Origin of the sequence: Brevibacillus borstelensis (genome assembly GCF_036700025.1) — a bacterium.
Lineage (GTDB): Bacteria > Bacillota > Bacilli > Brevibacillales > Brevibacillaceae > Brevibacillus > Brevibacillus borstelensis.
Genome location: NZ_CP144922.1, coordinates 1,636,821 through 1,658,640, shown reverse-complemented (window position 1 = coordinate 1,658,640; position 21,820 = coordinate 1,636,821). Strand labels below are relative to the sequence as shown.

Sequence of the window (21,820 nt, the reverse complement as noted above, 5' to 3'; positions counted from 1 at the left end):
ATCCAAATTATACCTGTTATAGGCTGAATAGTCAAACTCTTTAGATGTATATGACGGTAGGGACAAAAACAGCTCCTTGGATCGCAGGGAAGAGCTCTTACGTTATCGCACATTTCTCGTTATCAAGCAGAGTCAAGCGATATGCCAAATAGCTGTACACAAATTTTTAAATCATGACAAAAGTTGTCACTATTATCCGTTACAGTTGACTTGCCATCAAATTTCGTTCAATTCGGATGGGAAAGGGAGGAAAGGAAATGCTTCACGCAAAAGACAATCAATTGCCAACAAGAAAGTACTTTCAATCGGGAAAGATGAAGCTCTCATACCTTGATTTCGGGGGTGAGGGTGAAGAAATTTTACTGATGCTGCACGGACATATGAACGATGCCAGAACCTACTCAGACTTCGCCTCCAAAATCGAGGGTTGGCGGGTGATCGGTTTGGACCAACGCGGACATGGCTGGAGTGAGCACTCTCCCGATCTGGATTACTCCAGAGAAAGCTACCTGAATGATATTTTTAGCCTTATTGACACGGAGCTTGGCGGACAGCCTGTCACCATACTGGGGCATTCTTTAGGCGGAGTAAACGGCTATCAATTTGCTGCACGTTATCCTGAACTCGTCAGAGCCGTTATTGTGGAAGACATCGGTGTCGAGATCAATGCCGACATGTCCTTTGCCGAAAAGCTCCCCAGCCGTTCCGCGTCACTGGAGGAACTGAGAGCATCATTGGAGCGCGCAGGGGTTAGAGCCATTGATTACTTTTCGGAAAGCGTGTTTGAGGATGAACAGGGCTGGGGATTTCGCTCCGACTTAAGAGGGATGAATATTTCTACACAAAACATAAATGGTGTCTGGTGGGAAGACTGGCTGTCCTCTACTTGCCCCATTTTGCTTATTCACGGAAAAAAAAGCTTTGTCATGGATATTCATCAGGCCAAGCTTATGGTTTCCCGCAGGCCCAATACAAAGCTTGAAGTTTTTGAAGAATGCGGTCACGGTGTCCACTCTGATGACCCGAATGGCTTCTATCGGGCAGTGCGGGATTTTCTCGATGGACTACGGTAAAACAGGCTAGCTGTCAGTGCTTAGCTTAGCTTAGCTTAGCTTAACTTAGCTTAGCTTAACTTAGCTTAACTTAGCTTAGCTTAGCTTAACTTAGCTTACCTTACCTGACCTGATCTTACCTTGCCCCGCCCCAAAACCCACTCCCAAAGACGCTGAAAAGAGCATCTCTGGATGAGATGCTCTTTTACGTTATACGAAGCCCTACTGATTTTCCCGAACGCTTTGCCACACATCGGTCACCAGCTCGGCGAAGGTCTCAATCGCCGCCTCGTCCTTTCGCCGCTTCAGGCAAATAATCGACGTCTCGGCACGCCGGGAAAAACGGTGCAGCTCCTCTACCGCTCCGGAACGCAGCTCCGCCTGGATGAGCGCGGTACTGAGAAAGGCGACCCCTGTGTGATTGAGCACCGACCGCTTGATCGTCTCTTCGCTCGTGCACTTGATGACGGATTGGGGAGAGTAGTTGATCTCCGCCAGGCACTGGCTGATAAACCCGTCGAGGTTGCAGCCCTCCTGGTAGGACAGGAACGGATACTGCTCCAGCACCTCGGAGAAGCTGCGCCCGGCAATCATTTCCGGCGTAGCGACCAGCGCGAACTCCTCCAGATCCACCACACTTGCATAAATATCCGAAAGATCGCATGTTCCGGCGATGATGCCGATGTCGGCTTCATGGTTGTTCACCCTGCGCAGCGCCTCCTGGCTGCTGCAGGAAATGACCTGCAGATTCACCTGCGGATGCATTTCCAGATATGACTTCAGCATGTGCGGCATGTACTGGGTGCAGTAAAATTCAGGAGCGGCGACAACCAGATTGCCAAAGGGGTTGTTCAGGTGGTTCAGCTCTTCTTCCATCAGCTGCATGACGGAAAACAACTGCTCCGTATACTGCCTGACCACCTTGCCTGCCGGGGTGAGGAATGTTTTCTTTCCCACCCGGTTCAACAGCGAATGGCCCAGCTCCCTCTCCAGCGCCTTGATTTGCAGGGTAATGGTCGGCTGGCTGTAGCCCAGATGCTCGGCTGCCTTGGTCAAATTCAAATGTTCGGCGACGACCTGAAAGGTCCTTAAATTACGAAGCTCCATCGTCTACACTCGCTTTGTCCGAATTGGAAGGCGTCAAACGCTCATTCCTTATTCCCCAAAGTGTACCCGATGGAGCTCATTTATGCTATGCCAATTTCACGTGAATGCGCATCAAAGACGCAACAGTCTCTTCGTTTACTGCTATTCCCAGCCCCGGTGATTCGCCAAGCCGGATGCGGTCGCCGGTAACGGGGAAATCCGCCACGTCTTTGGCAAACATCCGGGGGCCGACCATCTCGTTGGACCAGATATTCTTCTTTGCCAGCGAAAGATGCGCTCCCGCCGCGGTGGCGACGGCCGACTCCACCATCGAACCGATCTGCACGCGGATTCCCGCCATTTCCGCCTGGTGGTTCAATCGCACTGCCGGGTACAAACCGCCGCATTTCATCAGCTTGATGTTGATCCAGTCTGCGGCATTTTTCTGGGTGATCTGCCGCATCTCCTTGTCTCCCAAAAGTCCTTCGTCAACCATCACGGGGATCGCCGTCTTTCGGCGAATATCGGCCATGCCGTCCAGGTCGTCGGCGTGAACCGGCTGCTCGATCCAGTCGATGCCCAACGCCTCCATATGCTTCAGCGCCTGCAAGGTCTCGGCGGCGTACCCCCAGCCCTGGTTGACGTCGACCCGGAGCCTGATATCGGGCCCGACTGCTTGGCGTACGGCCTGCACCCGGGCAACATCTGAGGCGACGTCCGTCCCGACCTTCAGCTTCAAGGTTCCGTACCCTTCGGCGACAGCCGCTTGGGCCTCTTGGGCCATGACCTCCGGCGGCTGAATGCTCATGACATAAGGAATGACCAGCTCGTCGTGAGAAGGGCCGCCCAGCAAACGGTAGAGCGGCTGGCCCGCCAGCTTGCCCATCAGGTCGTGGCAGGCGATGTCAATCGCTGCCTTGGCCGCCGGGACTCCCTTTGCCTTCTGGTTCATCCTGTCGTGAATCCGCTCGATGGAAAACGGGTTTTCTCCAAGCACAGCCGGACCCAGATGATGCTTGATGACCTCGATTGTGCTCCAGTAGGTCTCCCCTGTCACATGCTCGTCCGGCGTAGCCTCGCCGTATCCTACGACTCCCTCGTCTGTCTCCAGCCGGACCAGGATCGTCGGCATCTCGCGGAACGTATCGTAGGCGATGATAAACGGGCGGATCAACGGCAGCGCAATCGCGTAAATGTCGATGGACCGAATCCGCGTCATCCTATTCGTACCTCGCGATCAGCTTTGCCAGCTTGCCTGCGTCCACATTGCTGCCGCTGACGATCGTCAGCACTTTTTTGCCCGCGATGCCCGAAACGGCCCCTTGCAGCAGGGCTGCGACGCCGACTGCGCCCGAGCCTTCGACCATCAGGTGATGCTCTTTTGCCAGCCAGTGCATGGCCTGTGCGACGTGCTCTTCTTCGACGAGGAGTATGTCGTCCACGATCTTCAGCGCCAGATCCAGGTTGCCCTGGGTAATGCCGCCGTGCAGGCCGTCAGCAAGCGAGTCGCTGTACTCCACATCGACCAGGCGTCCTTCCCGGAACGAATAGTACCACGGCGGCGACGCATGGGTCTGGATTCCGATCACCTTCACCGCGGGATTGATCGCCTTGGCTGCGGTCGCGATCCCGCAGATCAGGCCTCCGCCGCCAGCCGGAACGATGATCGTATCGAAATCGGGCTCCTCCAGCAGCGCTTCCAGTCCGACCGTCCCTTGACCGGCGATGATTTGGTCGTCTTCAAATGCGTGCACGAAGGTTCTGCCCGTTTCCTCCGCTAGCTGGTATGCATGCGCCTCTGCTTCATCGTAGTTGTCTCCGTGAACGATCAGTTCCGCTCCGTACTTCTTGATTCCGGCCTTTTTCGTCTCCGGAGCCGTCTTTGGCACGACGATCAGGGCGGATACGCCTTTCAGGGACGCGGCATAGGCTACGCCCTGCGCATGGTTTCCCGCAGAAGCGGTGATAACGCCTTTGGCCAGCTCTGCTTCGCTCAGGGAAGCGATTTTGTTCAGCGCTCCCCTGACTTTGAACGAGCCTGTTTTTTGCAAGCATTCCAGCTTGAGCCACACGTCCGCGCCTGCTGCCCCGGACAGAGCGTCCGAACGCAGCAGCGGCGTCTTCGTCACTTGGCCCTGCAAATCCTTGTGCGCTTTGACAATATCGAAAAATGAAACGGATAGCATCCTGTAAAAACCTCCTTAGGCAAACTCCTTGTGCAAACGGCCGGGCGAGCCTATTAGGTCACCTTTGTCGGCAAGTCCTTATGCAAACTGCTTGACGAGTTGAATGAACAGATTGATCGCTGTCGGCATCACGTCTTCGTCGATATCGAAGCGAGGGTGATGATGCGGATAGGCGCTCTTTTCGCCGTTCATGCCGACAAACACAAAGGCGCCCGGCTTTTTGAGCAAGTAGTGGGAGAAGTCTTCGCCGCCCATGACCGGATCGACGTGAACAAGCAGCTCGCTTCCGAGCTTTTCTGTCACGACCTGCTCCACGAACTGGCTCATCTCTTTGTCATTGACCACCGGCGGCGTGCCCCAGTCGACCTCCAGCGTCCCCTTTGCTCCGAAAGCGGCGCAGATTCCCTCGACGGTCCGCTTCATTTCTTCCGCCAGAGCCCGGCGGGTCGCTTCCGAATGCGAGCGGAACGTGCCGGACATGACCGCCTGGTTGGGAATGATGTTGTACGTCGTCCCCGCTTCGATTTTACCCACAGAGATGACCGCCGGCTCGATGGCGTTCATCCGGCGTCCGACAATTCCCTGCAAAGCGCCGATCACATGGCTGGCGATGTAGATCGGATCGATGGTCTCATGCGGCATCGAGCCGTGCCCGCCCTTTCCTTCGATGACGATGCGGTAATCGTCCGCCGACGCCATCATCGCGCCGTAGGTGATGCCGATCTTTCCTTTCTCCAGCGGCTGCCAGAGGTGCAGGCCAAAGACCGCATCCGCCTGGTCGACCGCTCCCTGGGCCACCAGTTTTTCCGCCCCGCTCGGCAGCATTTCCTCCGAGGACTGGAACAAAAACAGCACGTTCGGCTTTACTTCCTGCCGGTTTTCCGACAGCCATTTGGCGGCGGCGAGCAGCACGGCCGTATGTCCGTCATGGCCGCAGACATGGGCGATGCCCTCGCGCTTGGAAATATAGCCATCCTTCTCGCCTTCCTCCAGGACTGGCAGCGCGTCGATGTCAGCCCTCAGCGCAATCGTCTTTTTCCCTTCGGTTCCTTTCAAAAAGCCGACGACGCTCGGTGCGGGAAAGTCGAGAATTTCGATGTCCAGCTCCTGCAGACATTTTTTGATGTATTCGCCAGTCTCGAATTCCACCCCGGACAGCTCCGGATTTTGGTGCAGGTAGCGGCGGTGGCCGACAGCCCATTGGGCGAGTTCTGGCGTGCACAAGTCTCTAGTCATGCAATCACGCTCCTAGCAAAAATGATGCAGGCAGGAAGCTCGCTGGTCCGCGAAACATCCCCCTGTTCCAATGTTTCTTAAAACGGCCCGTAGCCGATCAGCTGGGCCACGACTACTGCAGCGATGGCAACGCCGTACTGAAGGAGGATCAACGGCAGAATCCACTTCATCCAGCGCATCCACGGAATTCCGGCAATTGCCAGGCCCGCCATGAAGTACCCGGATGTAGGGATGAAAATATTCGAAATCCCGTCCCCAAACTGGTACGCGAGCACTGCGGTTTGTCTCGTCACGCCCACCAGATCGGCGAGCGGTGTCATGATCGGCATCGTCAAGGCGGCCATTCCGCTGCCGGACGGCACGATAAAGCTGATGATTGTTTGCAGCACAAGCATGCCAAACGCGGTCAGCGTCGCCGGAATCTCATTGATCAACGCTGCTGCATAGTAGAGGATCGTATCCAGAATGTGGCCCTCGTTCAGCACGACCACGACCGCGCGGGCAACGCCGATCACAAGCGCCCCTGCAATTACGCCGGAGGCTCCTTTCATGAATGATTCTACAATCGTGTTGGACGAGAGTTTCCCGATTAACCCAATGACAATTCCCAAGAGTAGGAACAGTCCGGCAATTTCTGTAATATACCAGCCATATTTGATTACGCCGAAGGCCAGAACGACAAAATTGACCACAAAACAGCCGAGAATCCATTTGTGTCTCGTCGTAAGAACAATATCGCCGCGCAGCAGCTCCGAGGCGTCTTTCCCCTCAAAATTGCCGAAGAACCCGTGTGAGCGGTCCTTTTTCACCTTCATCGCATAGCGGTAGACAAATCCGACCGAGACGATGTACATTACGGCAAAAATGGCAATACGGTACGCCGCCCCGGAAAACGTCGGAAGCTCGGCAATGCCTTGCGCTACCCCGACCGTAAACGGGTTCATGATCGCCGACGTAAAGCCGACGGAGGCGCCTACCAGGACAATCGCCGCCCCTGTGATCGCGTCAAATCCCAAAGCGACTGCCAGCGGTATCATAATGGCTATGTACGGAATCGTTTCTTCCGCCATTCCCATCAATGATCCCCCCATGGCAAAGAAGAACATCATGATCGGAATCAGCCATTTTTCCTGGTTTTGCAGCTTTCGTGAGAGCGTGACGATCAGAGCCTCAATCGCCCCGGTTGCTGTCAAAATACCGAAGGTTCCGCCGATAATCAAAACAAAAAAGATAATGCCCGCCGCTTCCTCCATGCCGGTATGGACGCTGTTAACGAGTCCAAGCGGCTTTACCGGAGATGATTCGATAAATTGGAATGATTGCGGATCGACGACGCTTCTGCCGTTTACGTCCACGCGTCCGTATTCGCCCGCCGGGATCAGATAGGTCAAGACGACCGCGATCGCCAGCACGGCAAAGAGCAAGACGAAGACGTTTATTTCTTTCACCTTGGAAAGCGAAGGCTTGGTGTTCATTTCTGGTTGCGCCATAAGCAGTTTCCCCTCCCTAAACTTTTTTTAATAATAACATTTTTATATTTATGCAATCAATTGTATTTTTATAGGGCCGGCACTTAGCGGCGGGCCCTTAGATATTCTGATACTTTTGCCAGACCGTCGCGCAGCACGTCTGTGGCGCACGCGTAGCCGATCCGCACATAGCCTTCCATGTCAAAGCAGCTTCCCGGCGTCAAGAAGGCCCCGGTCGTTTTGAACAGGTCGATGCAAAACTCCTCGGACGGGATGTCCAGCTCGTATTTCAGCATCGCTGTCGTCCCGGCCTGCGGCTTCACATACGAGATAAGCGGTTCATTTTGCACCCAGTCGTCCAGAATTTGCAGATTGGTGCGGACGATTCCGAGGTTGCGGTCCATGATCTTGTCGTAGTTTTTCAATGCATGCACGGCGAGGACGTCGTCGATCATGCCGCAGCTGATCGTATTGTAATCGCGGTGCTTGACACATTCCTTGATCACGGCAAGCGGTCCCGCAATCCAACCGAGACGCAGGCCGGCAAGCGAAAACACCTTGGACAGGCTGCCTGTGCTGATTCCTTTCTCGTACAGGTCCGCAATGGACGGAACGACGACCTCGGGGTCCTGATGCAGTCCGCGATACACCTCGTCGCAGAGCAGATAGGCATCCACACTGCGGGCGATTTCCACGATTTCGCGCAGCATCTCTTCGCCCATGAGCGCGCCGGACGGGTTGTTCGGATTGTTGATGCAGATCAGCTTCGTTTTCGGGCTAACCATGCTTCTCAGTTCACCCAGATCGGGATAAAATCCGTTTTCCGGACGCAGCCCGAGGAGCTTTACCTGTGCCCCGAACGATTCCGGCACCGAGTACAGCTGCTGATAGGTCGGATGTACGGTAATGACCTCGTCCCCCGGTTCCACGAGTGAGTAAAGCAGCAGGAAGTTGGCCCCGATGGCGCCGTTCATCGAAATGACATTTTCCGGCTTCATCGTTTTGTACAAACCGGCGACCAGCGAGCGAAACTCCGGCGATCCCTCGATATGCCCGTACGTCAGCTTCATTTTTGCCAGTTCGCCAAAAAAGCGCTCCGGCTCATCCGACAGGCGGATCAATTCTTCCACGGTCAGAGAGTCCACGCATGTCTCGGCGATGTTGTAGACCGCGTCCATTTCATATTCATTCATCCACTCTTCGACTTTAAACGGTTTTACCTGCATCTTTTGTTTACTCCTCCCTTTTTCTAGAGTTCGACTACCGTACCGGCACCCGTCTTTTCCGCCACCTCAAGCACAAGATTGGCGGTCAGCAAATCCTGCAGGGCGATGCCGGTGCTGTCAAAGATCGTAATCTCTTCAGGCGACGTCCGTCCGGCTGTCCGGCCCAGAATCACTTCGCCGATTTCCGCTACGATTGTCTCTTTCGTAACGACGCCTTTCTTTACGGGAATCTCCATTTCTCCAACGTTCACCGATTGCGTGACGTCATCTACAAAAACGCGGGCTGCGGCAAACAAATGCTCATCGATCTCCTGCTTGCCTTCCATGTCCGCTCCGACACAGGTGATATGTGTTCCCGGCTTTACCCATTCTTTCCGGATCAACGGCTGACGGGCAGATGTAGCGGTGATGATGATGTCCGCTTCTCTTGTCGTCTGCTCGATGTTCTCTACGGGAACAAATTCGATCTGGCAGCGCTTGGTGTACTCGTTCAGGAGATCATCCTGTCCTTTAAACTGGGAGACGACCATATTGAGCAGCCTGGACTGGATATTTTCGCAAAACGCAGCGGCTCGTTCGTAGGAGCGGGCGTTGTATACAGATACCTTTTTTACATGCTTCATGGCAATCAACGTGGCCAGAATTTGAAAAGGGGCTTGATGGCCGCTGCCGACGATCAGCAGATGCTCAGACTCAGGTCTCGCCAAGTATTTTGCGCCAATCCCCCCGGCTGCACCCGTGCGCATGCATGTGATATGCTCGCCGCTGAGGATTCCCCGCGGAGCGCCTGTCCGGCTGTCCAGCACCATGACCATTCCGATCAGCTGAGGCAGATTCTTCTCCGTGTTTTCTCCAAACCAGGAGACCAGCTTCAATCCGAAAATGTTGGCGCCTGTCAGATGGCCGGACTTGATGTCCATATCCGCTTTGCCCGGCTCGAATTCGTAGAAAACCATGGGGAACAGGGTAGCCTCCTTTTGGGCTTTCAGCGTATAGGCTTGTTCCACCGTCTCGATGACGCGGGCCATGTCCAAAATTTGTTCAGTCGTTTTCTGGTTGATGACGCGAAATGGCAACAACGCGCAGCACTCCTTTCCTCTCTCGATGTTCTTTGCTTTACAGTATCATAGTTGAAATTTATGAAAAAATGAGAAATCGCAATGGTAACCATTGCGAAAATTTAGGGGTTTGGGGAAGTGGATGGCTCAATTAAGTAGGGAGTAATTGCTGCAAAAGAAGAAATCACAGATCCTGTGGATACTTGGCGGCAATTCTAGCCGTACAGAGAGGATGCTTGGTGAAATATGGATATGGGGGACAAAGTGGACTGGGGGTATATCGAACTGTGGCAAATGCTCTCCGACTCTCTGTTCCGCGATCAAACTCGTCTATTCCTTTTCTTTCTTCATGGATACGAAGGCAGATATAAAGAAGCAGATTCCTCCCACTAATAAAAGGGTTGGTAAAGCGATAGATAAAGACATAGATAATCTTAGAAGCAAACTTATTAAAGAAGAAATAATCATAAGAATAGAGGCAATAAAACTTATCATATATCTTTTCTTCACAGTTTTCTCTCCTTTGTAATCCTAATTAGTTAGTCCTAAAGTTTATAATAGAATCTCCCAAAAATACCACTACAATCCATTTACAACTACTACGATTCGCTGTTTGGTCCGCCCTTTTGAATAAAAAACCAATGGCTCTAATGATTTTTGTTGCTACACTTCAGGTATTGTCTCATGATGGGATATAATAAAGAAGAAAATTCTAGTTACCTCTTAATTTTCAGAAAGATATGTAGTCAGTCTTTAACTTACTCCTTAATCCAGAATCAATGCGGTTTGTTGAAATCCAAACTCCTCGAACCGAAGGCGTTCCTAGTTAAGTTCAATCATTGCTCCCATCTCCGACCATCTCGATCAAACTTCCTCTTGTTGTGCTGGAATCTGGCAGTCTTGTGAACGTTTATAGGCGGTATCATTGGGGGAGCGTAAGACCGGTATACTGGCGTTCGTAAAATAATATGATACGGAATTGGAAGGCCTAATTGGGGTTGATGTACAGTAGATCAAATTTTCTGCACATTGGCTTCACGAGAGTCTGTAAAATATTTTGTGTAAACTCTCAACCTCTAAACTACAATTAGGAGTAGAAAGGTTGGGAGATTTTTATGATGTCAAAAGAGCAGATCAAGCAGTGGATCAAAGAGAAAAACATGAAGTCAGTGGACGACGTACAGTCAGCGTTAAAGGATCTATTCGCAGACACAATCCAAGAAATGCTGGAAGCTGAAATCGAGTCTTCTCTTGGATAAGCCAAGCATGACATGAAAAACAAGCGGACAACCAACAGCCGCAATGGGTATAGCAAGAAAACCGTCCGTTCTGAGTACGGGGATGTTGACATCCAAGTCCCTCGAGATCGAGAGGGTGATTTTGAGCCAAACATTGTAAAGAAACATCAGTCCAACGTGACAGGGATCGAAGATCAAATTCTTGCCCTCTATGCCAAAGGCGTATCCACACGCGATATCCAAGACCATCTGCAGCAGCTCTATGGCATCGAAGTCTCACCAACGCTCATATCGAATGTAACCAATAAGATTGTACCGATGATCAAAGAGTGGCAAAATCGCCCCTTGCAAGCGGTTTATGCTGTTGTTTTCCTTGACGCCATTCACTTTAAGGTAAAACAGGACGGAGCTATCGTCAATAAAGCCGCCTATATGGTAATTGGTATTGACCTTGACGGTCATAAAGATGTGCTTGGGATCTGGATTGGGGAGAATGAATCGGCAAAATTCTGGCTGCATGTACTCAATGAACTGAAAAATCGTGGGGTCCAGGATATTCTTATTACAAGCGTCGATAACCTTCGTGGCTTTACAGAAGCCATTTCAGCATGTTATCCGAAAACGGAGATTCAGAAGTGTGTCATCCATCAAATCCGAAATTCCATCAAATATGTTTCCTATAAGGATCTCAAAAAGATCACGTCCGAGCTAAAACCCATCTATAAAGCTCCAACGGAGCAAGCCGCGTTGGAAGAGCTTGAGCAGTTTGAACAAACCTGGGGCAGTAAATATCCCTTGATGGTTCGTTCCTGGCGGAATAACTGGGACGAGATCGCCACTTTCTTTAAATATCCTCCCGAGATTCGAAAGCTGATCTATACAACTAACGTCATCGAGAGTTATCATCGACAGCTTCGAAAGGTGACAAAGGGAAAAGCCATGTTTCCCACAGACGATGCCCTTTTGAAGATGTTATATCTCGTAACCATGGATGTTCTGCGAAAATGGACGGGACGAGTCCAGAACTGGGGCCAGATTCTCTTACAGCTATCCGTTTTCTTTGAAGATCGGGTACAGCCGTACATCCGTTAGTAAATGAAAGGCTTCATCCCCGAAGGGATTATCCTTCTCTCCACCAACGCGTCAAGGGTTCGCTTCGCCTTACGCCCTTGACTCTATTGGCTCCGAAAAAGATGTCCCAATTAGGGGGATGAAACCTGTTGATATATCGGTTGATTGAGTTTACACAAAAATCTTGACAGCCCCCAATAGAGAGGAGAATATACGTGAAAAAAATCAATCTTTCATTTATTCTTGCTTTGCTGGCGAATGGAGGATTCCTTTCGTATCTTTGGCTGGAACGGACTCACTTAAACTGGCTACTTGCTGGATGGCTTATGTATGTCCTCATCGTCCTCTATTTTTTGTCTCTTCTATTAGCTTTGATCGAAATGAAGAGAAAAGCCAACAACGCATCTATGTATGCAACGCTATTTCTTGATCTTATGGGATTAATCGTTTTCGTATGGTATTGGTCAACGCTGTAAAAATACTCGAAACTGGTTGAAGCGTTATGGCAAATCCTAATACAAATAAACAGACGTGCGCATACGGAAAAATACTCCATACGCGCACGTCGTTTACACCCTTTAATACCCATCTTGTTTCCTCTTCACCGGACTTTTCCTGCCCAGCTTGTGCTTGATATACAAGTATTGCTCGATCTCCCGCAGCAAGGTAAAAAGCGACGCGCGGGTTTCGAATTCTTCTCTCGACTGGGGCAGCGGCGCCTCTTGGATCTCTTCGCGCATCACCTGCAGCTTGTCGAGGAAGCGGTACGCCGTATTGCCCGGATGGATGGAATGGCTCAGGTGGTCGAGAAAATCCGCGATTTGATGCCCCTGCGGCACCTGCACGCTAAGTGTCGATACGATCGGCAGCATCCGCTCCAGGTATTCAAACTGCTTTTCCCGCATGACGAAATACTCGTAGTAGGTGTCTTCCTCTTTGCGGACGATGCGGTTCTCTACATCGCGCCAGGCCAGCAGCTTTGCTTCCTCCAGCATTTTTTCGGTCTCGATCATCTCGCGCCCGTCCCAATCGCTTTGGCCGTGGCGCAGGTAAAAGCAAAACTCCTGCAGAATCGTCGCGAAATTCCGCTCCACAGCCGCCTGCATGCCCTTCAGCTCCTTTTCCAGGCTGGGCATGTAGAGGTTGGCCAGCAAGGCAACGCCAACGCCGATCGTAACGAGGGCAAGCTCGTTTAAAATGACGGGCACGTCCATCCGCTCCGCAGAATAGAGATGCAAGAGGACGACCATGCTGGTCACGAAGCCCTCCTGAATGCCAAAGCGGACAGCCAGCGGGAGGAAGACGAGGATGAGCAGCGTCAGCGCTACAGGCTGAAACCCGAGGAGGGCAAACAGCGCAACCCCGACCACCAACCCCAGCAGGCAGGCGAGAATGCGGTTGATCGCTGTCCGAAACGACTGTTTTCGCGTCACCTGAATGCAGAGAATCGCAATAATTCCGGCCGAGGCATAGAAAGAAAGGCCCAGCTGCTGAGCGATCAGAATCGCCGCTCCCGTACCAATTGCGGTTTTTATCGTTCGGTATCCAATTTTTAAAGGCATATTGCTGTTCCGTCCTTCTTTGGTTGGTCATCTTTGTTTTGTTCTTGTCCCTTTTCCCGGCCATGTCCGGCAGAGCTTGTTTCCTCCTAATACAGTATCAAAAACGCCGTGCAAAACAAAGAGAGTCTCTCTTCATGAGAGACTCTCGCGGCATAGAATTCATAAACTTGTGCGGGTGATTAACATTCTATTCAAGCGTTACACGGACACTATCAGCAATCGCCCAGTCGCCTGCAGGAGCGACCTCGTATGTCGTGCCCGCTTCAAGCGCTCCGTCTTTCAATTCAAATGTCCCTACCTGACCCTTGCGGCTTGTCAGCTTGTAATCGGCAGTGAGCTTGGTGCCGTCCGGTGCTGTCAGCGTAATGCTGCGCAAGGCGAAAAGCTCGTCCTTCGGATCTTCGGCCAAGGTGACAGACAGCGTTTTTTCATCCGCAGCCTTCACTTCTTCAATCGTCAGCGGCGCCTTCTCGGTTGCGACGAACGTGTTTTTCTGCAGCGTCGCCCAATCCGCTGTCACCGTGTACGTGGTGCCCGGCTTCAGCTTCTGTCCGTCAGGCAGTCGGAACTTTGGCGCCTGGCGGCCATCGGTTGCTTGCGTGAAAGGAACGTAGCCCGCTCTGATCGGATCGCCGCCCTCTGGCGTGATCGTGACGGATATATCCCGCATCGAGGAGAGAATTTCATACGTTTTTCCGTTGTACTGGTTGTTCTCGTCGAGAGCGAACGGATTCGGGCGAGAGTTGCGGTACGCTACGATGACGTTTCCGTAGTCAGTGACGCCGTCTTCGAGACTGGATTCCACTTCAAACGTGTCGCTTGTAACCTGCTGGGTCGAACGGAGGGCAAGCTTCTCCGGATTGGCTTCAAATGTGCCTGCCTGTTTCCCTTTGTACGTCAATGTGTAGGTGGTTCCTTCTTTCTGAACGGTGGTCGGCACGATATACGTCGCTTCAGTGCCTGTCATCAGCTGCGGCACATTGCGGATGGTCAAGCCGTTGTCAAAGACAAAGTTTTTCTTCGCTGCTTCCAGCTCCACTTCTTCTTTTGGCAAAGGCTTCGCGAACTTCACGACCAGCGTAATCACGTTCTGCGCTTCGATGCTCGTCACTCTGTTCTCGGCTGCCTGCTGAACCTGCTGAACCTGCTGAACCTGCTGGGCCTGCTTGGCCGTACGCTTGGCCTCGACCACCAGATAAGCCGCCTCGGCTCTGGATGCTTTCGCCTGAGACTGCGCATTGCCCAGGATTTTCTGGAGGGCCGCTCTATCTGTTTTGCTTGCTTTCGCCACGACATGCACCAGTTCACTGACGGTCAGCGGTTGATCAGGCAGGAATTCTGCTTCGTCTCCGCTCATGATGCCCGCGGAGACAGCAGCCGTCACGTACGGATGAAACCAGTCGCCGCTTCCTACATCGGTGAAAGCTGCGCTTCCCTGACCTGTCGGCAGACCGAATGCCGCCACCGCCAACTTGGCCAGCTCGGCACGGGTAATCGCCTGCTGCGGCTTGAGCAGATCAGCACCGTATCCTTCGAATACGTGCTGTTCTGCCAGCGTTTTCACTGCAGCCTGATAGGACCCGGCTTTGTTTATATCGGCAAAGTTGGCCGCTGCCCAGGCAGATTGAACAGGTATCAGAACAGACGTACCAATTGCAGCGGTGGCAAGCAGTCCGGTGATTGTATGCGAAGCTTTTCTTTTCATGTGGTAACGCTCCTTCCATTCCAGAGGATTCTCGTTCCTCCTCAGGATAGGGAGCAAATCTAAACCCGTTCTAAAGCAGTTCTTAAAAAAACCTTAAGCGGGTCGAAACATTTTCTAAACAAGCTTCTCCTACACCGTAAACCGGTACCCGGCACCCCAGACCGTCTCGATATACTGGGGATGGGAGGGATCGGTCTCCACCTTTTCCCGGAGCTTGCGAATATGGACCGTCACGGTAGAAATATCACCCGCGGAATCCAGTCCCCAAATGCGTTCAAACAGATGTTCTTTGCTAAAAACGCGATTCGGATTGGCTGCGAGAAACGCCAGCAGGTCAAATTCCTTCGTGGTAAAAGGCACCTCCCTCTCGTTGACGAAGACGCGACGCGACGCTTTGTCGATCCGCAAACTCCTGATCTGGATCTCGTCACTGCGCTGCTCCCTTCCGCCCGAGAGGCGTTCGTACCTGGCCAGATGCGCCTTGACGCGGGCCACCAGTTCTCCGGGACTGAACGGCTTGATCACGTAATCATCTGCTCCCAGACCGAACCCCCTGATCTTATCGATCTCCTCTTTTTTGGCCGTGACCAGCAGGATCGGGATGTCTTTGCTCGTACGAATCTGCTTGCAAAGCTCGAATCCGTCCACATGGGGCAGCATGACATCAAGGATGATCAGATCGTAGTCGCCTTTCAGCGCCTTTGCAAGTCCAGCGCTGCCGGAGTGCTCCACATCCACACGGAACCCATTTATTTCCAAATAATCACGTTGAAGCTCTGCAATGCTTTTATCGTCTTCAACGACGAGAATGCTTTTCGTCATGCTTCTGCCCCCTCTACACGCGGCAGGGTGATCAGGATGGCCGTTCCTTCGCCAGCAATGCTGCTCGCTTTGATCGTGCCCCGATGCTCATCGACGATCTGCTTGGCGATGGCCAGACCAAGGCCGCTCCCTCCCGTGTCCGTACCACGTGACTGCTCCGCCCGATAAAACCGGTCAAAAATATTCGGCATCGCTCTTGGATCGATTCCCGGACCGTTGTCGGAAATCTCGATTCGCACCTGTCCAGTATCGACTTGCAGCGAAAAGGATATCCGCTTTTCCGGCTTGTCATTGTATTTCAAGCTGTTGTCGACGACATTGGCCAGAACCCGCCTCAGCTTGTCGCGGTCCGCCAGTACGAGCGCCGGGGGCGTTGATGGGGCTGCCGAAACTGCTGACCCTTGCCGTTCAAACTCGACCGTCACATTTTTCTCTTCCAGGTCAAATCGCAGCTCGCTTACGTAATCCTCCAGAAAGCGTCCGATGTCCAAGCGTTCAAAGGTAAACGGCAGCTTTCCGAGATCCAGCCTCGAGAACAGGAACAGCTCGTCGATCAATTGGTCCATACCCTTTGCCTTGCGGGCGATCGTATCGAGATATTTTTCCAGCTTTTCCGGCGTGTCCGCCACCCCGTCGCGAATCCCTTCTACATATCCGAGAATGGAGGTGATCGGCGTTTTCAGGTCGTGAGAAATATTGGAGATCAGCTCTTTGCGGTTTTCCTCGTACTGCAGCTGGAGCTCCACGGATTCCTTCAGCTTTTTTCGCATATCCTCAAAGGCTTGGGAGAGCTGGCCGATCTCATCGCGGCCGGACTGCTCAATATGAAAATCCAGCTCGCCGTCCCTGATTTGCTCCGTTGCCGTTTTCAACCGGTACAGCGGCCGGATAATGCTCCGCGAGACGAGGAAGTTCAGCAAGCCGTTCATCAGCGCAAGCATCAACAGCAAAAACAGGATCAAGACAGGCAACAGGCTGCGGGTCAGCTCCGCATAAGGGCTTACCTCTTTCATTACGTAAACGCCGCCCTCTGTCTTGTCGGCAAAGTGAAAATCAAACTTGACGTAGGAAAAAAAGCGGCCCTCCGTCTCCAAAATGTCGCGTACATGCAGGTTGCCGAATTCGTAGGGCGGAAGCGCCGCCTTCATCCCTGGCACCTGCAGCATCGGCGTCGCGTGATGGATTTCGCTGCCCTTGCGGACGAGAATCCCCGCCTGAACAGGAGCCAACCGCTGCTCGAGCTCCCGCAAAAATGCCGCGTCGAGGAGCTGCTCGGGGTCGCTCTTGCCGAGAAACTTGGTCTCTACAGACACGGTCTCCTCCGGCTCGGTCAACGGCATGACGGCATAGCGGCTCGTGTACAGGTCGCGTACATGCCTGACGTCCCCTGTCACCGCCACGGCGATGAGAAACACGGCCGCGACAAATAAAATCACGGTAATCAAAAGCATGGCTGTATAGGAAAGCAGCAATCGCAGCCGAATAGACATGGGCACCCCTCCTTTCCCCATCTTACACGAAATGTTGATGACTGCAATGGATTCGGATTGGGTGGTGGCTGTCTTCTTGTAGCATCGTGAGGCAGGAAAGTCTTCTGCCGTGCTTTCAGGTTTCATCTGCACCTCTGCCGGGGCTTTCGTAAAGGAGCTGAAAAGAGGGACAACCCTAGGGCAAAGAAGCCAACTGAAATTTTGGCAATCAAGACAGCAGATGTCATATTGGCCTGCAAAAATAGAGGCATGACTTGCTTTTACGCAAGGTTAATCGAGAGGAGAGATCTGTTCCATGAATCCATTGACAGGCAAAATCGCTTTGGTCACGGGGGGAAGCAGAGGCGCCGGACGAGGAATTGCGGTGGAGCTGGCGAAAGCCGGGGCGACGGTGTATGTCACCGGGAGAAGTGTCAGAGGAAAATCTACGCAAAACTATCCGGGAACAATTGACGACACTGCAGCAGAAATTCAATCCCATGGAGGAACCGCATTTGCCGTTCGTTGCGACCACACAAACGACGAAGAAACAGAAGCTGTCATTGACCGCATCCAACAGGAGCAAGGACGATTGGACATCCTGGTGAATAATGTGTGGGGCGGGAACGAGCTGGCTATCGAATATCAGCCTTTTTGGGAGCTGCCCTTGCTGCATTGGGATCACATGTTTCAGGCAGGTGTGCGGGCACAGCTTGCGACCAACCACTTCGCCGTCCCGCTTATGCGAAGGCGCCAATCAGGTCTGATCGTGCATACAACATTTTGGGACGATCACAAATACACTGGACATTTTTACTATGATTTAGCAAAAAACGCGTTAAACCGAATGGCGTACGGACTGGCAACAGAACTTCAGGCTGACAACATCGCCGTTGTCGCGGTTTCTCCGGGATGGATGAGAACAGAACTTGTGCTGGCCGCGTTCAACACGGACGCAGACCATTGGCAAGCTGTCGAGGAATTGAAGAACACCGAAACTCCTCACTACATCGGGCGTGCCATTTGCGCATTGGCAGGTGACCCGGAAGTGAAGCAAAAAAGCGGTCAAATCGTGAGAGTAGGGGAGCTGGCAGAGGAATACGGCTTTACAGATATCGATGGAAGAACGATCCCTCCCTTCCGTCTCGGATAGAAACATGGAAAAGACTGCCGATTTCTTTTGCAAAATCGGCAGTCATCCATCTGACCGAAGCCAGCTATTTTTCTCTATCTGTAGTCTTTCTTGAGTTCGATCAGCTTCTGAACCAGCCTGGCCGCTTCTGCTCTGGTAAGCGTCCCGTTCGGCTTAAAATCGGCTTTCCCCTTTTCGCCCAGAAGCCCGAACGCATGGACGAGCGCTATCGCTGGAACAGCGTTTTTCTCTACGTCTCCGTATGGGGCAGAAAAGATGTCCGTTTTATCCAAAAGGTCGCCGTATCCCAGCAGGCGTGCTACGAATTCAGCCACCTCCGCCCGGGTAATCGGACGATCCGGTTCGAATCTGCTCCCTTTCTTGGCGAAGAGACCGGTCTGAACTCCCTTCTGGACGACGCCGTACAGCGGATGCTTTGGATCGACATCATCAAAGCGATACGGCTGTCGCCCCTCGTCGCTGGAGAGGCTGTACGAACGGTGAAATTCGATTCGCTCAATGAGATGGGAAGCGATGACGGCCATTTCGCCTCGGGTCACCTCCTTATCCGGCTCAACCTTCCCGTCGATTACCGGAAACAGGCCCAAACGAACGGCAAATTGCAATGCCTCCCGATCAGGATGATCCGAGATATCGCTTGCCTTCGTTTTTTCAAGCTGCTTGTCCAGACTGATCCATTCACCAGTGATTGCATCCACCATGCCACGGTCCCCTGCATAGCGGTAGACGAGAAGCGGCTTTTGTTTGTCCGGCGCTGCCCTGTAGTAGTTCGCCTGCGGCTGATAGTAGGTGAGCAACACTTTTTGCTGCTCTTGCTCTACTTTTTTGGCCGCCTCCCTGTCGATCTTGGCAGCTGTCGGGCTCTCGATCTTCGGATAGCCTTCCCCGCGAAGGTTCAACGTTTCCGCTTCACCCGTCTCAGGATTGACCACGACTTCAAACTCGGCATGCTCGATCGGAATGCCGTCTTTCATCCAGCCAAACGGAATGTAGTAGTATTGACCACGTTCCAGTTGCTCTTCGATTTGTTGTTCCGTAGGCGTGCGATCAATCATATAAATTTCGCCCAGGCGGTCGGAAAGCAGCGTTTTCACCAGTTGCTGGGCACTCTCGCTCGCTTTTTCGTAGGAAACCGCTTTTTCGATCTTTTTGCCAGTCTCTGCACGAAAACCTCGTTCCTTGCTGGAATATTCGATCAGCTCTCCCCGGTCGCTGATCCGAAGCTTGACCGGCTCCACATTTTTCTCCTGGGTGTGAAGCGGAGTGTAATCAAAGCTCCAGTTGCGCCGTTCGATTCCGTCAGGTCCTGTGCTGCTTCCGCTGCCCCGATTGCCATCGGAACGATACGAGCCGGGGAGAAGCTTGATCACCTGGTCGGCTATTTTTTGCGCCTCTTCTTTGGTTATGACGCGATCTTCACCGTCCGTCTTGCGGACTGCGCTACCCAGTGGCTTGAACACGGATTCCTTCGCTTCCTCGCCCCGCTGGTTCAAGGCTTTGCCGCTACTCGCATCCAAAAACTGGGGGTCGCTTTCCAGGTAGCGATAGACTAGCTGATACTGACTCCGGTCTTGAAGGGGCTGCCTGGTCAGTGATGACTTTTCCACAAACACAAGAGAAGGGCTGGTCCGTTCCGCCAGCAGCTTCTCTGCTTCCGCTGCCCCAAGCACATCCTTTGCGTCCGGGAGCGCCTCGTCACTCCACAACCTGTGATACTCTACTACCTCCCCGTCCTGGGAGACGACGATTTGAAAACCGTTCTCCAGGAAGGGTATTTCGTTTTCCACCCGCGTAAATGCAAATGTGTGTTCACTTCCCAAACTATAGTAGTAAGGAAGCAGCTGTTTGTATTCATTCGGCTGGGAGAGCTTCCGCTGCTCATCTTTTGGCGCTACCTTTTTTATGAACTCCTGCGCTTTTGCCAGAGCGGCTTCTTCCTCCAGACTTGCTTCCCCTGCCCCTTTTTCCCGCTGCTCCGTATATTTCGAGTAGTCCAGCAAAACGCCTGTCTTCGCATCGATCGTCGCGTAAATACCGCCTTCTTTCCCATCATCCCAGCTCAGGCGCCAGGATGGGCGATCATAGAAGGATTCTCTTTCCGGGTCCAGGTAGGTAGCCCGCTCCAGCTTGAAATCACCCGGGATGGATACATAGCCTTGCAGTTTTTTGACCGCTTCTTCCTTTGTCATCCCGCCCGTTTTCGCTTCTGCCGCAAATGCGGTACTGCCCACTGCCAGAAGTCCTCCTGCGGGTAAAGGCAATGACGTCATCAACACGGCTGCAGTCAGCCCGGCTGCAAGCTTCCAGGACTGCTTTTTTCTCGTCACTTCGTCCAACTCCTTTCGACTTTTACGTTTTGTTCATTTTGCTCACATCAATTTTGCCATTAAACAGAGATTTTGTCATGGATATCTTTCCTCATGCCGTACCTCATGCCGTAGATACATCGGTTCTTTTTCCGCTTATTTTCGGCCCTTGCTTTCTTTCTCTCTCTGTTTATCCAGAATGATCCATTCGCCGGTGACCGCATCTACGAGTCCTTCATCGCCTATGTAGCGGTAGACGAGCATTGGTGTTTGCTTCTCTCCACGTTTGGCTTTATCCATCCAATTCTCCGGCAGAAAGTAAGTGAGCATGGCTTTTTGATTCTTCTGCTCGATCTTCTTTGCTGCTTCCCGGTCGATTTTTGCTGCTGGGAGGGTGGCTGGCGGTTTTGCGTCTTGTAGAAATCCAAATTCCACCAGTTCCCCTGTACCAGGTTTTACCCTGACATCAAGATAAAGAGGATCAAATGGGATGCCATCGATCAGTAAACCGTAACTGAACACATAATTCCGATTCCCACTTGCCAGTATCTCCTCGACCTCTTGATCGGAAGGAGGATTTCGTTCGATCAGATACAGTTCCCCCAAACGTTCAGGCATTAAGGTCTTCACCATCTGAAGGGCAATTTCTTTCGCTTGTTCATAGGAAATTGCCTTGTCAACTTTTTTGCTTTCTGAATTTATCTCTTTATAATATTGGAGCAGTTCGCCTTTAGGGCTAATAATCACTGTCACCTTCTCGGTCTTTTCCTTTTGCGGATCTGCGGGCACATATTCCATACCTGCGTGTCGTTCCACTACTTGCTCTAGGTTTTGGGCGGAGCTGCCCCCTCTAAATTGCAGAAACCGGTATGAACCCGGAAGCTTCTTCAGCAGATCGTCCGCGATTTTTTTCGCCTCTGCCTGCGTTATCGATTTTTCTCCCGTTGACTTGCTGATGGTGTTTCCAAGCGGAGTAATCTCATAGTCTTTTGCTTCCGTTCCCCATATGTTCAGCATTTTGCCGCTTTTCGCGTCCAGATAGCGAGGATCCTCGTTCATATAGTCGTAGACCAGTCTGTAAACTTCTCCCCTTTCATAAAGAGCATCGTGCTCATCAAAGCTATAGCCGTTCAAACGAGAAGGCAGATCCACAACCATTCGCGACGATCTCGTCTGTTCAG

General features: G+C 52.3%; 16 protein-coding genes and 1 pseudogene. 4 read left to right on the top strand and 13 right to left on the bottom strand.

Annotated features, from left to right (window positions below; translation table 11 throughout):
• Window positions 1-257: 257 nt before the first annotated feature.
• Window positions 258-1,073, top strand: coding sequence for an alpha/beta fold hydrolase (locus V5G20_RS07565; protein WP_003388909.1), 816 nt, complete (start codon window positions 258-260; stop codon window positions 1,071-1,073).
• Between the two features lie 201 nt (window positions 1,074-1,274).
• Here V5G20_RS07565 and V5G20_RS07560 read toward each other — a convergent pair whose 3' ends face one another.
• The 7 genes from V5G20_RS07560 to V5G20_RS07530 form a co-directional block, all read right to left on the bottom strand.
• Entirely contained in the window at window positions 1,275-2,159 is an 885-nt protein-coding gene (locus V5G20_RS07560) for a LysR family transcriptional regulator (protein WP_003388908.1), read from the bottom strand.
• Window positions 2,160-2,244: 85 nt separating this feature from the next.
• Window positions 2,245-3,357, bottom strand: coding sequence for a mandelate racemase/muconate lactonizing enzyme family protein (locus V5G20_RS07555; RefSeq protein ID WP_003388907.1), 1,113 nt, complete (start codon window positions 3,355-3,357; stop codon window positions 2,245-2,247).
• A 1-nt stretch (window position 3,358) separates the two neighbouring features.
• Entirely contained in the window at window positions 3,359-4,324 is a 966-nt protein-coding gene (locus V5G20_RS07550; protein ID WP_003388906.1) for a threonine ammonia-lyase, read from the bottom strand.
• Between the two features lie 78 nt (window positions 4,325-4,402).
• Window positions 4,403-5,560 (bottom strand): M20 metallopeptidase family protein, encoded by a 1,158-nt coding sequence (locus V5G20_RS07545; protein ID WP_039070497.1) that lies wholly within the window; start codon window positions 5,558-5,560, stop codon window positions 4,403-4,405.
• Window positions 5,561-5,637: 77 nt separating this feature from the next.
• Complete coding sequence (locus V5G20_RS07540) at window positions 5,638-7,050, bottom strand: YfcC family protein (RefSeq protein WP_172921170.1); 1,413 nt, start codon at window positions 7,048-7,050, stop codon at window positions 5,638-5,640.
• 83 nt (window positions 7,051-7,133) lie between these two features.
• Window positions 7,134-8,255, bottom strand: coding sequence for an aminotransferase (locus V5G20_RS07535; RefSeq protein WP_024983895.1), 1,122 nt, complete (start codon window positions 8,253-8,255; stop codon window positions 7,134-7,136).
• Between the two features lie 23 nt (window positions 8,256-8,278).
• A complete protein-coding gene (locus V5G20_RS07530) occupies window positions 8,279-9,334 on the bottom strand; it encodes an ornithine cyclodeaminase family protein (protein WP_327969803.1) in 1,056 nt (351 codons plus the stop codon).
• A 1,094-nt stretch (window positions 9,335-10,428) separates the two neighbouring features.
• Between V5G20_RS07530 and V5G20_RS07525 the strand changes: the two are divergent.
• Window positions 10,429-11,643: pseudogene (locus V5G20_RS07525) on the top strand (IS256 family transposase).
• Window positions 11,644-11,837: 194 nt separating this feature from the next.
• On the top strand, window positions 11,838-12,098 hold the full coding sequence (locus V5G20_RS07520; protein ID WP_122958518.1) for a hypothetical protein: 261 nt from the start codon (window positions 11,838-11,840) through the stop codon (window positions 12,096-12,098).
• A gap of 102 nt (window positions 12,099-12,200) precedes the next feature.
• Here the strand turns inward: V5G20_RS07520 and V5G20_RS07515 are convergent, their stop codons facing one another.
• From V5G20_RS07515 to V5G20_RS07500, 4 genes are all read right to left on the bottom strand, one after another.
• Window positions 12,201-13,184, bottom strand: coding sequence for an aromatic acid exporter family protein (locus V5G20_RS07515; protein ID WP_024983383.1), 984 nt, complete (start codon window positions 13,182-13,184; stop codon window positions 12,201-12,203).
• Between the two features lie 187 nt (window positions 13,185-13,371).
• Window positions 13,372-14,889 (bottom strand): S-layer homology domain-containing protein, encoded by a 1,518-nt coding sequence (locus V5G20_RS07510; RefSeq protein ID WP_338463318.1) that lies wholly within the window; start codon window positions 14,887-14,889, stop codon window positions 13,372-13,374.
• A gap of 129 nt (window positions 14,890-15,018) precedes the next feature.
• On the bottom strand, window positions 15,019-15,711 hold the full coding sequence (locus V5G20_RS07505; protein WP_338463317.1) for a response regulator transcription factor: 693 nt from the start codon (window positions 15,709-15,711) through the stop codon (window positions 15,019-15,021).
• Complete coding sequence (locus tag V5G20_RS07500) at window positions 15,708-17,201, bottom strand: sensor histidine kinase (protein ID WP_122958514.1); 1,494 nt, start codon at window positions 17,199-17,201, stop codon at window positions 15,708-15,710. The genes V5G20_RS07505 and V5G20_RS07500 overlap by 4 nt, the downstream gene beginning before the upstream one ends.
• Before the next feature lie 295 nt (window positions 17,202-17,496).
• Between V5G20_RS07500 and V5G20_RS07495 the strand changes: the two genes are divergently transcribed.
• On the top strand, window positions 17,497-18,333 hold the full coding sequence (locus V5G20_RS07495; RefSeq protein WP_003389521.1) for an SDR family NAD(P)-dependent oxidoreductase: 837 nt from the start codon (window positions 17,497-17,499) through the stop codon (window positions 18,331-18,333).
• A 74-nt stretch (window positions 18,334-18,407) separates the two neighbouring features.
• On the opposite strand, the gene V5G20_RS07490 is transcribed toward V5G20_RS07495, so the two are convergent.
• The gene (locus tag V5G20_RS07490; protein ID WP_172920605.1) at window positions 18,408-20,660 is read right to left on the bottom strand and encodes a YcdB/YcdC domain-containing protein; all 2,253 of its coding nucleotides are present in this window, start codon (window positions 20,658-20,660) and stop codon (window positions 18,408-18,410) included.
• A gap of 135 nt (window positions 20,661-20,795) precedes the next feature.
• Window positions 20,796-21,797: a YcdB/YcdC domain-containing protein gene (locus V5G20_RS07485; protein WP_338463316.1), complete on the bottom strand. Its 1,002-nt coding sequence runs from the start codon at window positions 21,795-21,797 to the stop codon at window positions 20,796-20,798.
• Window positions 21,798-21,820: the final 23 nt, after the last annotated feature.

What these genes read in the sequence shown, in the direction of transcription:
- V5G20_RS07565 (WP_003388909.1), top strand. Translation starts at nt 258, where the DNA reads ATGCTTCACGCAAAAGACAATCAATTGCCAACAAGAAAGTACTTTCAA.
- V5G20_RS07560 (WP_003388908.1), bottom strand. Translation starts at nt 2,159, where the DNA reads ATGGAGCTTCGTAATTTAAGGACCTTTCAGGTCGTCGCCGAACATTTG.
- V5G20_RS07555 (WP_003388907.1), bottom strand. Translation starts at nt 3,357, where the DNA reads ATGACGCGGATTCGGTCCATCGACATTTACGCGATTGCGCTGCCGTTG.
- V5G20_RS07550 (WP_003388906.1), bottom strand. Translation starts at nt 4,324, where the DNA reads ATGCTATCCGTTTCATTTTTCGATATTGTCAAAGCGCACAAGGATTTG.
- V5G20_RS07545 (WP_039070497.1), bottom strand. Translation starts at nt 5,560, where the DNA reads ATGACTAGAGACTTGTGCACGCCAGAACTCGCCCAATGGGCTGTCGGC.
- V5G20_RS07540 (WP_172921170.1), bottom strand. Translation starts at nt 7,050, where the DNA reads ATGGCGCAACCAGAAATGAACACCAAGCCTTCGCTTTCCAAGGTGAAA.
- V5G20_RS07535 (WP_024983895.1), bottom strand. Translation starts at nt 8,255, where the DNA reads ATGCAGGTAAAACCGTTTAAAGTCGAAGAGTGGATGAATGAATATGAA.
- V5G20_RS07515 (WP_024983383.1), bottom strand. Translation starts at nt 13,184, where the DNA reads ATGCCTTTAAAAATTGGATACCGAACGATAAAAACCGCAATTGGTACG.
- V5G20_RS07510 (WP_338463318.1), bottom strand. Translation starts at nt 14,889, where the DNA reads ATGAAAAGAAAAGCTTCGCATACAATCACCGGACTGCTTGCCACCGCT.
- V5G20_RS07505 (WP_338463317.1), bottom strand. Translation starts at nt 15,711, where the DNA reads ATGACGAAAAGCATTCTCGTCGTTGAAGACGATAAAAGCATTGCAGAG.
- V5G20_RS07500 (WP_122958514.1), bottom strand. Translation starts at nt 17,201, where the DNA reads ATGTCTATTCGGCTGCGATTGCTGCTTTCCTATACAGCCATGCTTTTG.
- V5G20_RS07495 (WP_003389521.1), top strand. Translation starts at nt 17,497, where the DNA reads ATGAATCCATTGACAGGCAAAATCGCTTTGGTCACGGGGGGAAGCAGA.
- V5G20_RS07485 (WP_338463316.1), bottom strand. Translation starts at nt 21,797, where the DNA reads ATGGTTGTGGATCTGCCTTCTCGTTTGAACGGCTATAGCTTTGATGAG.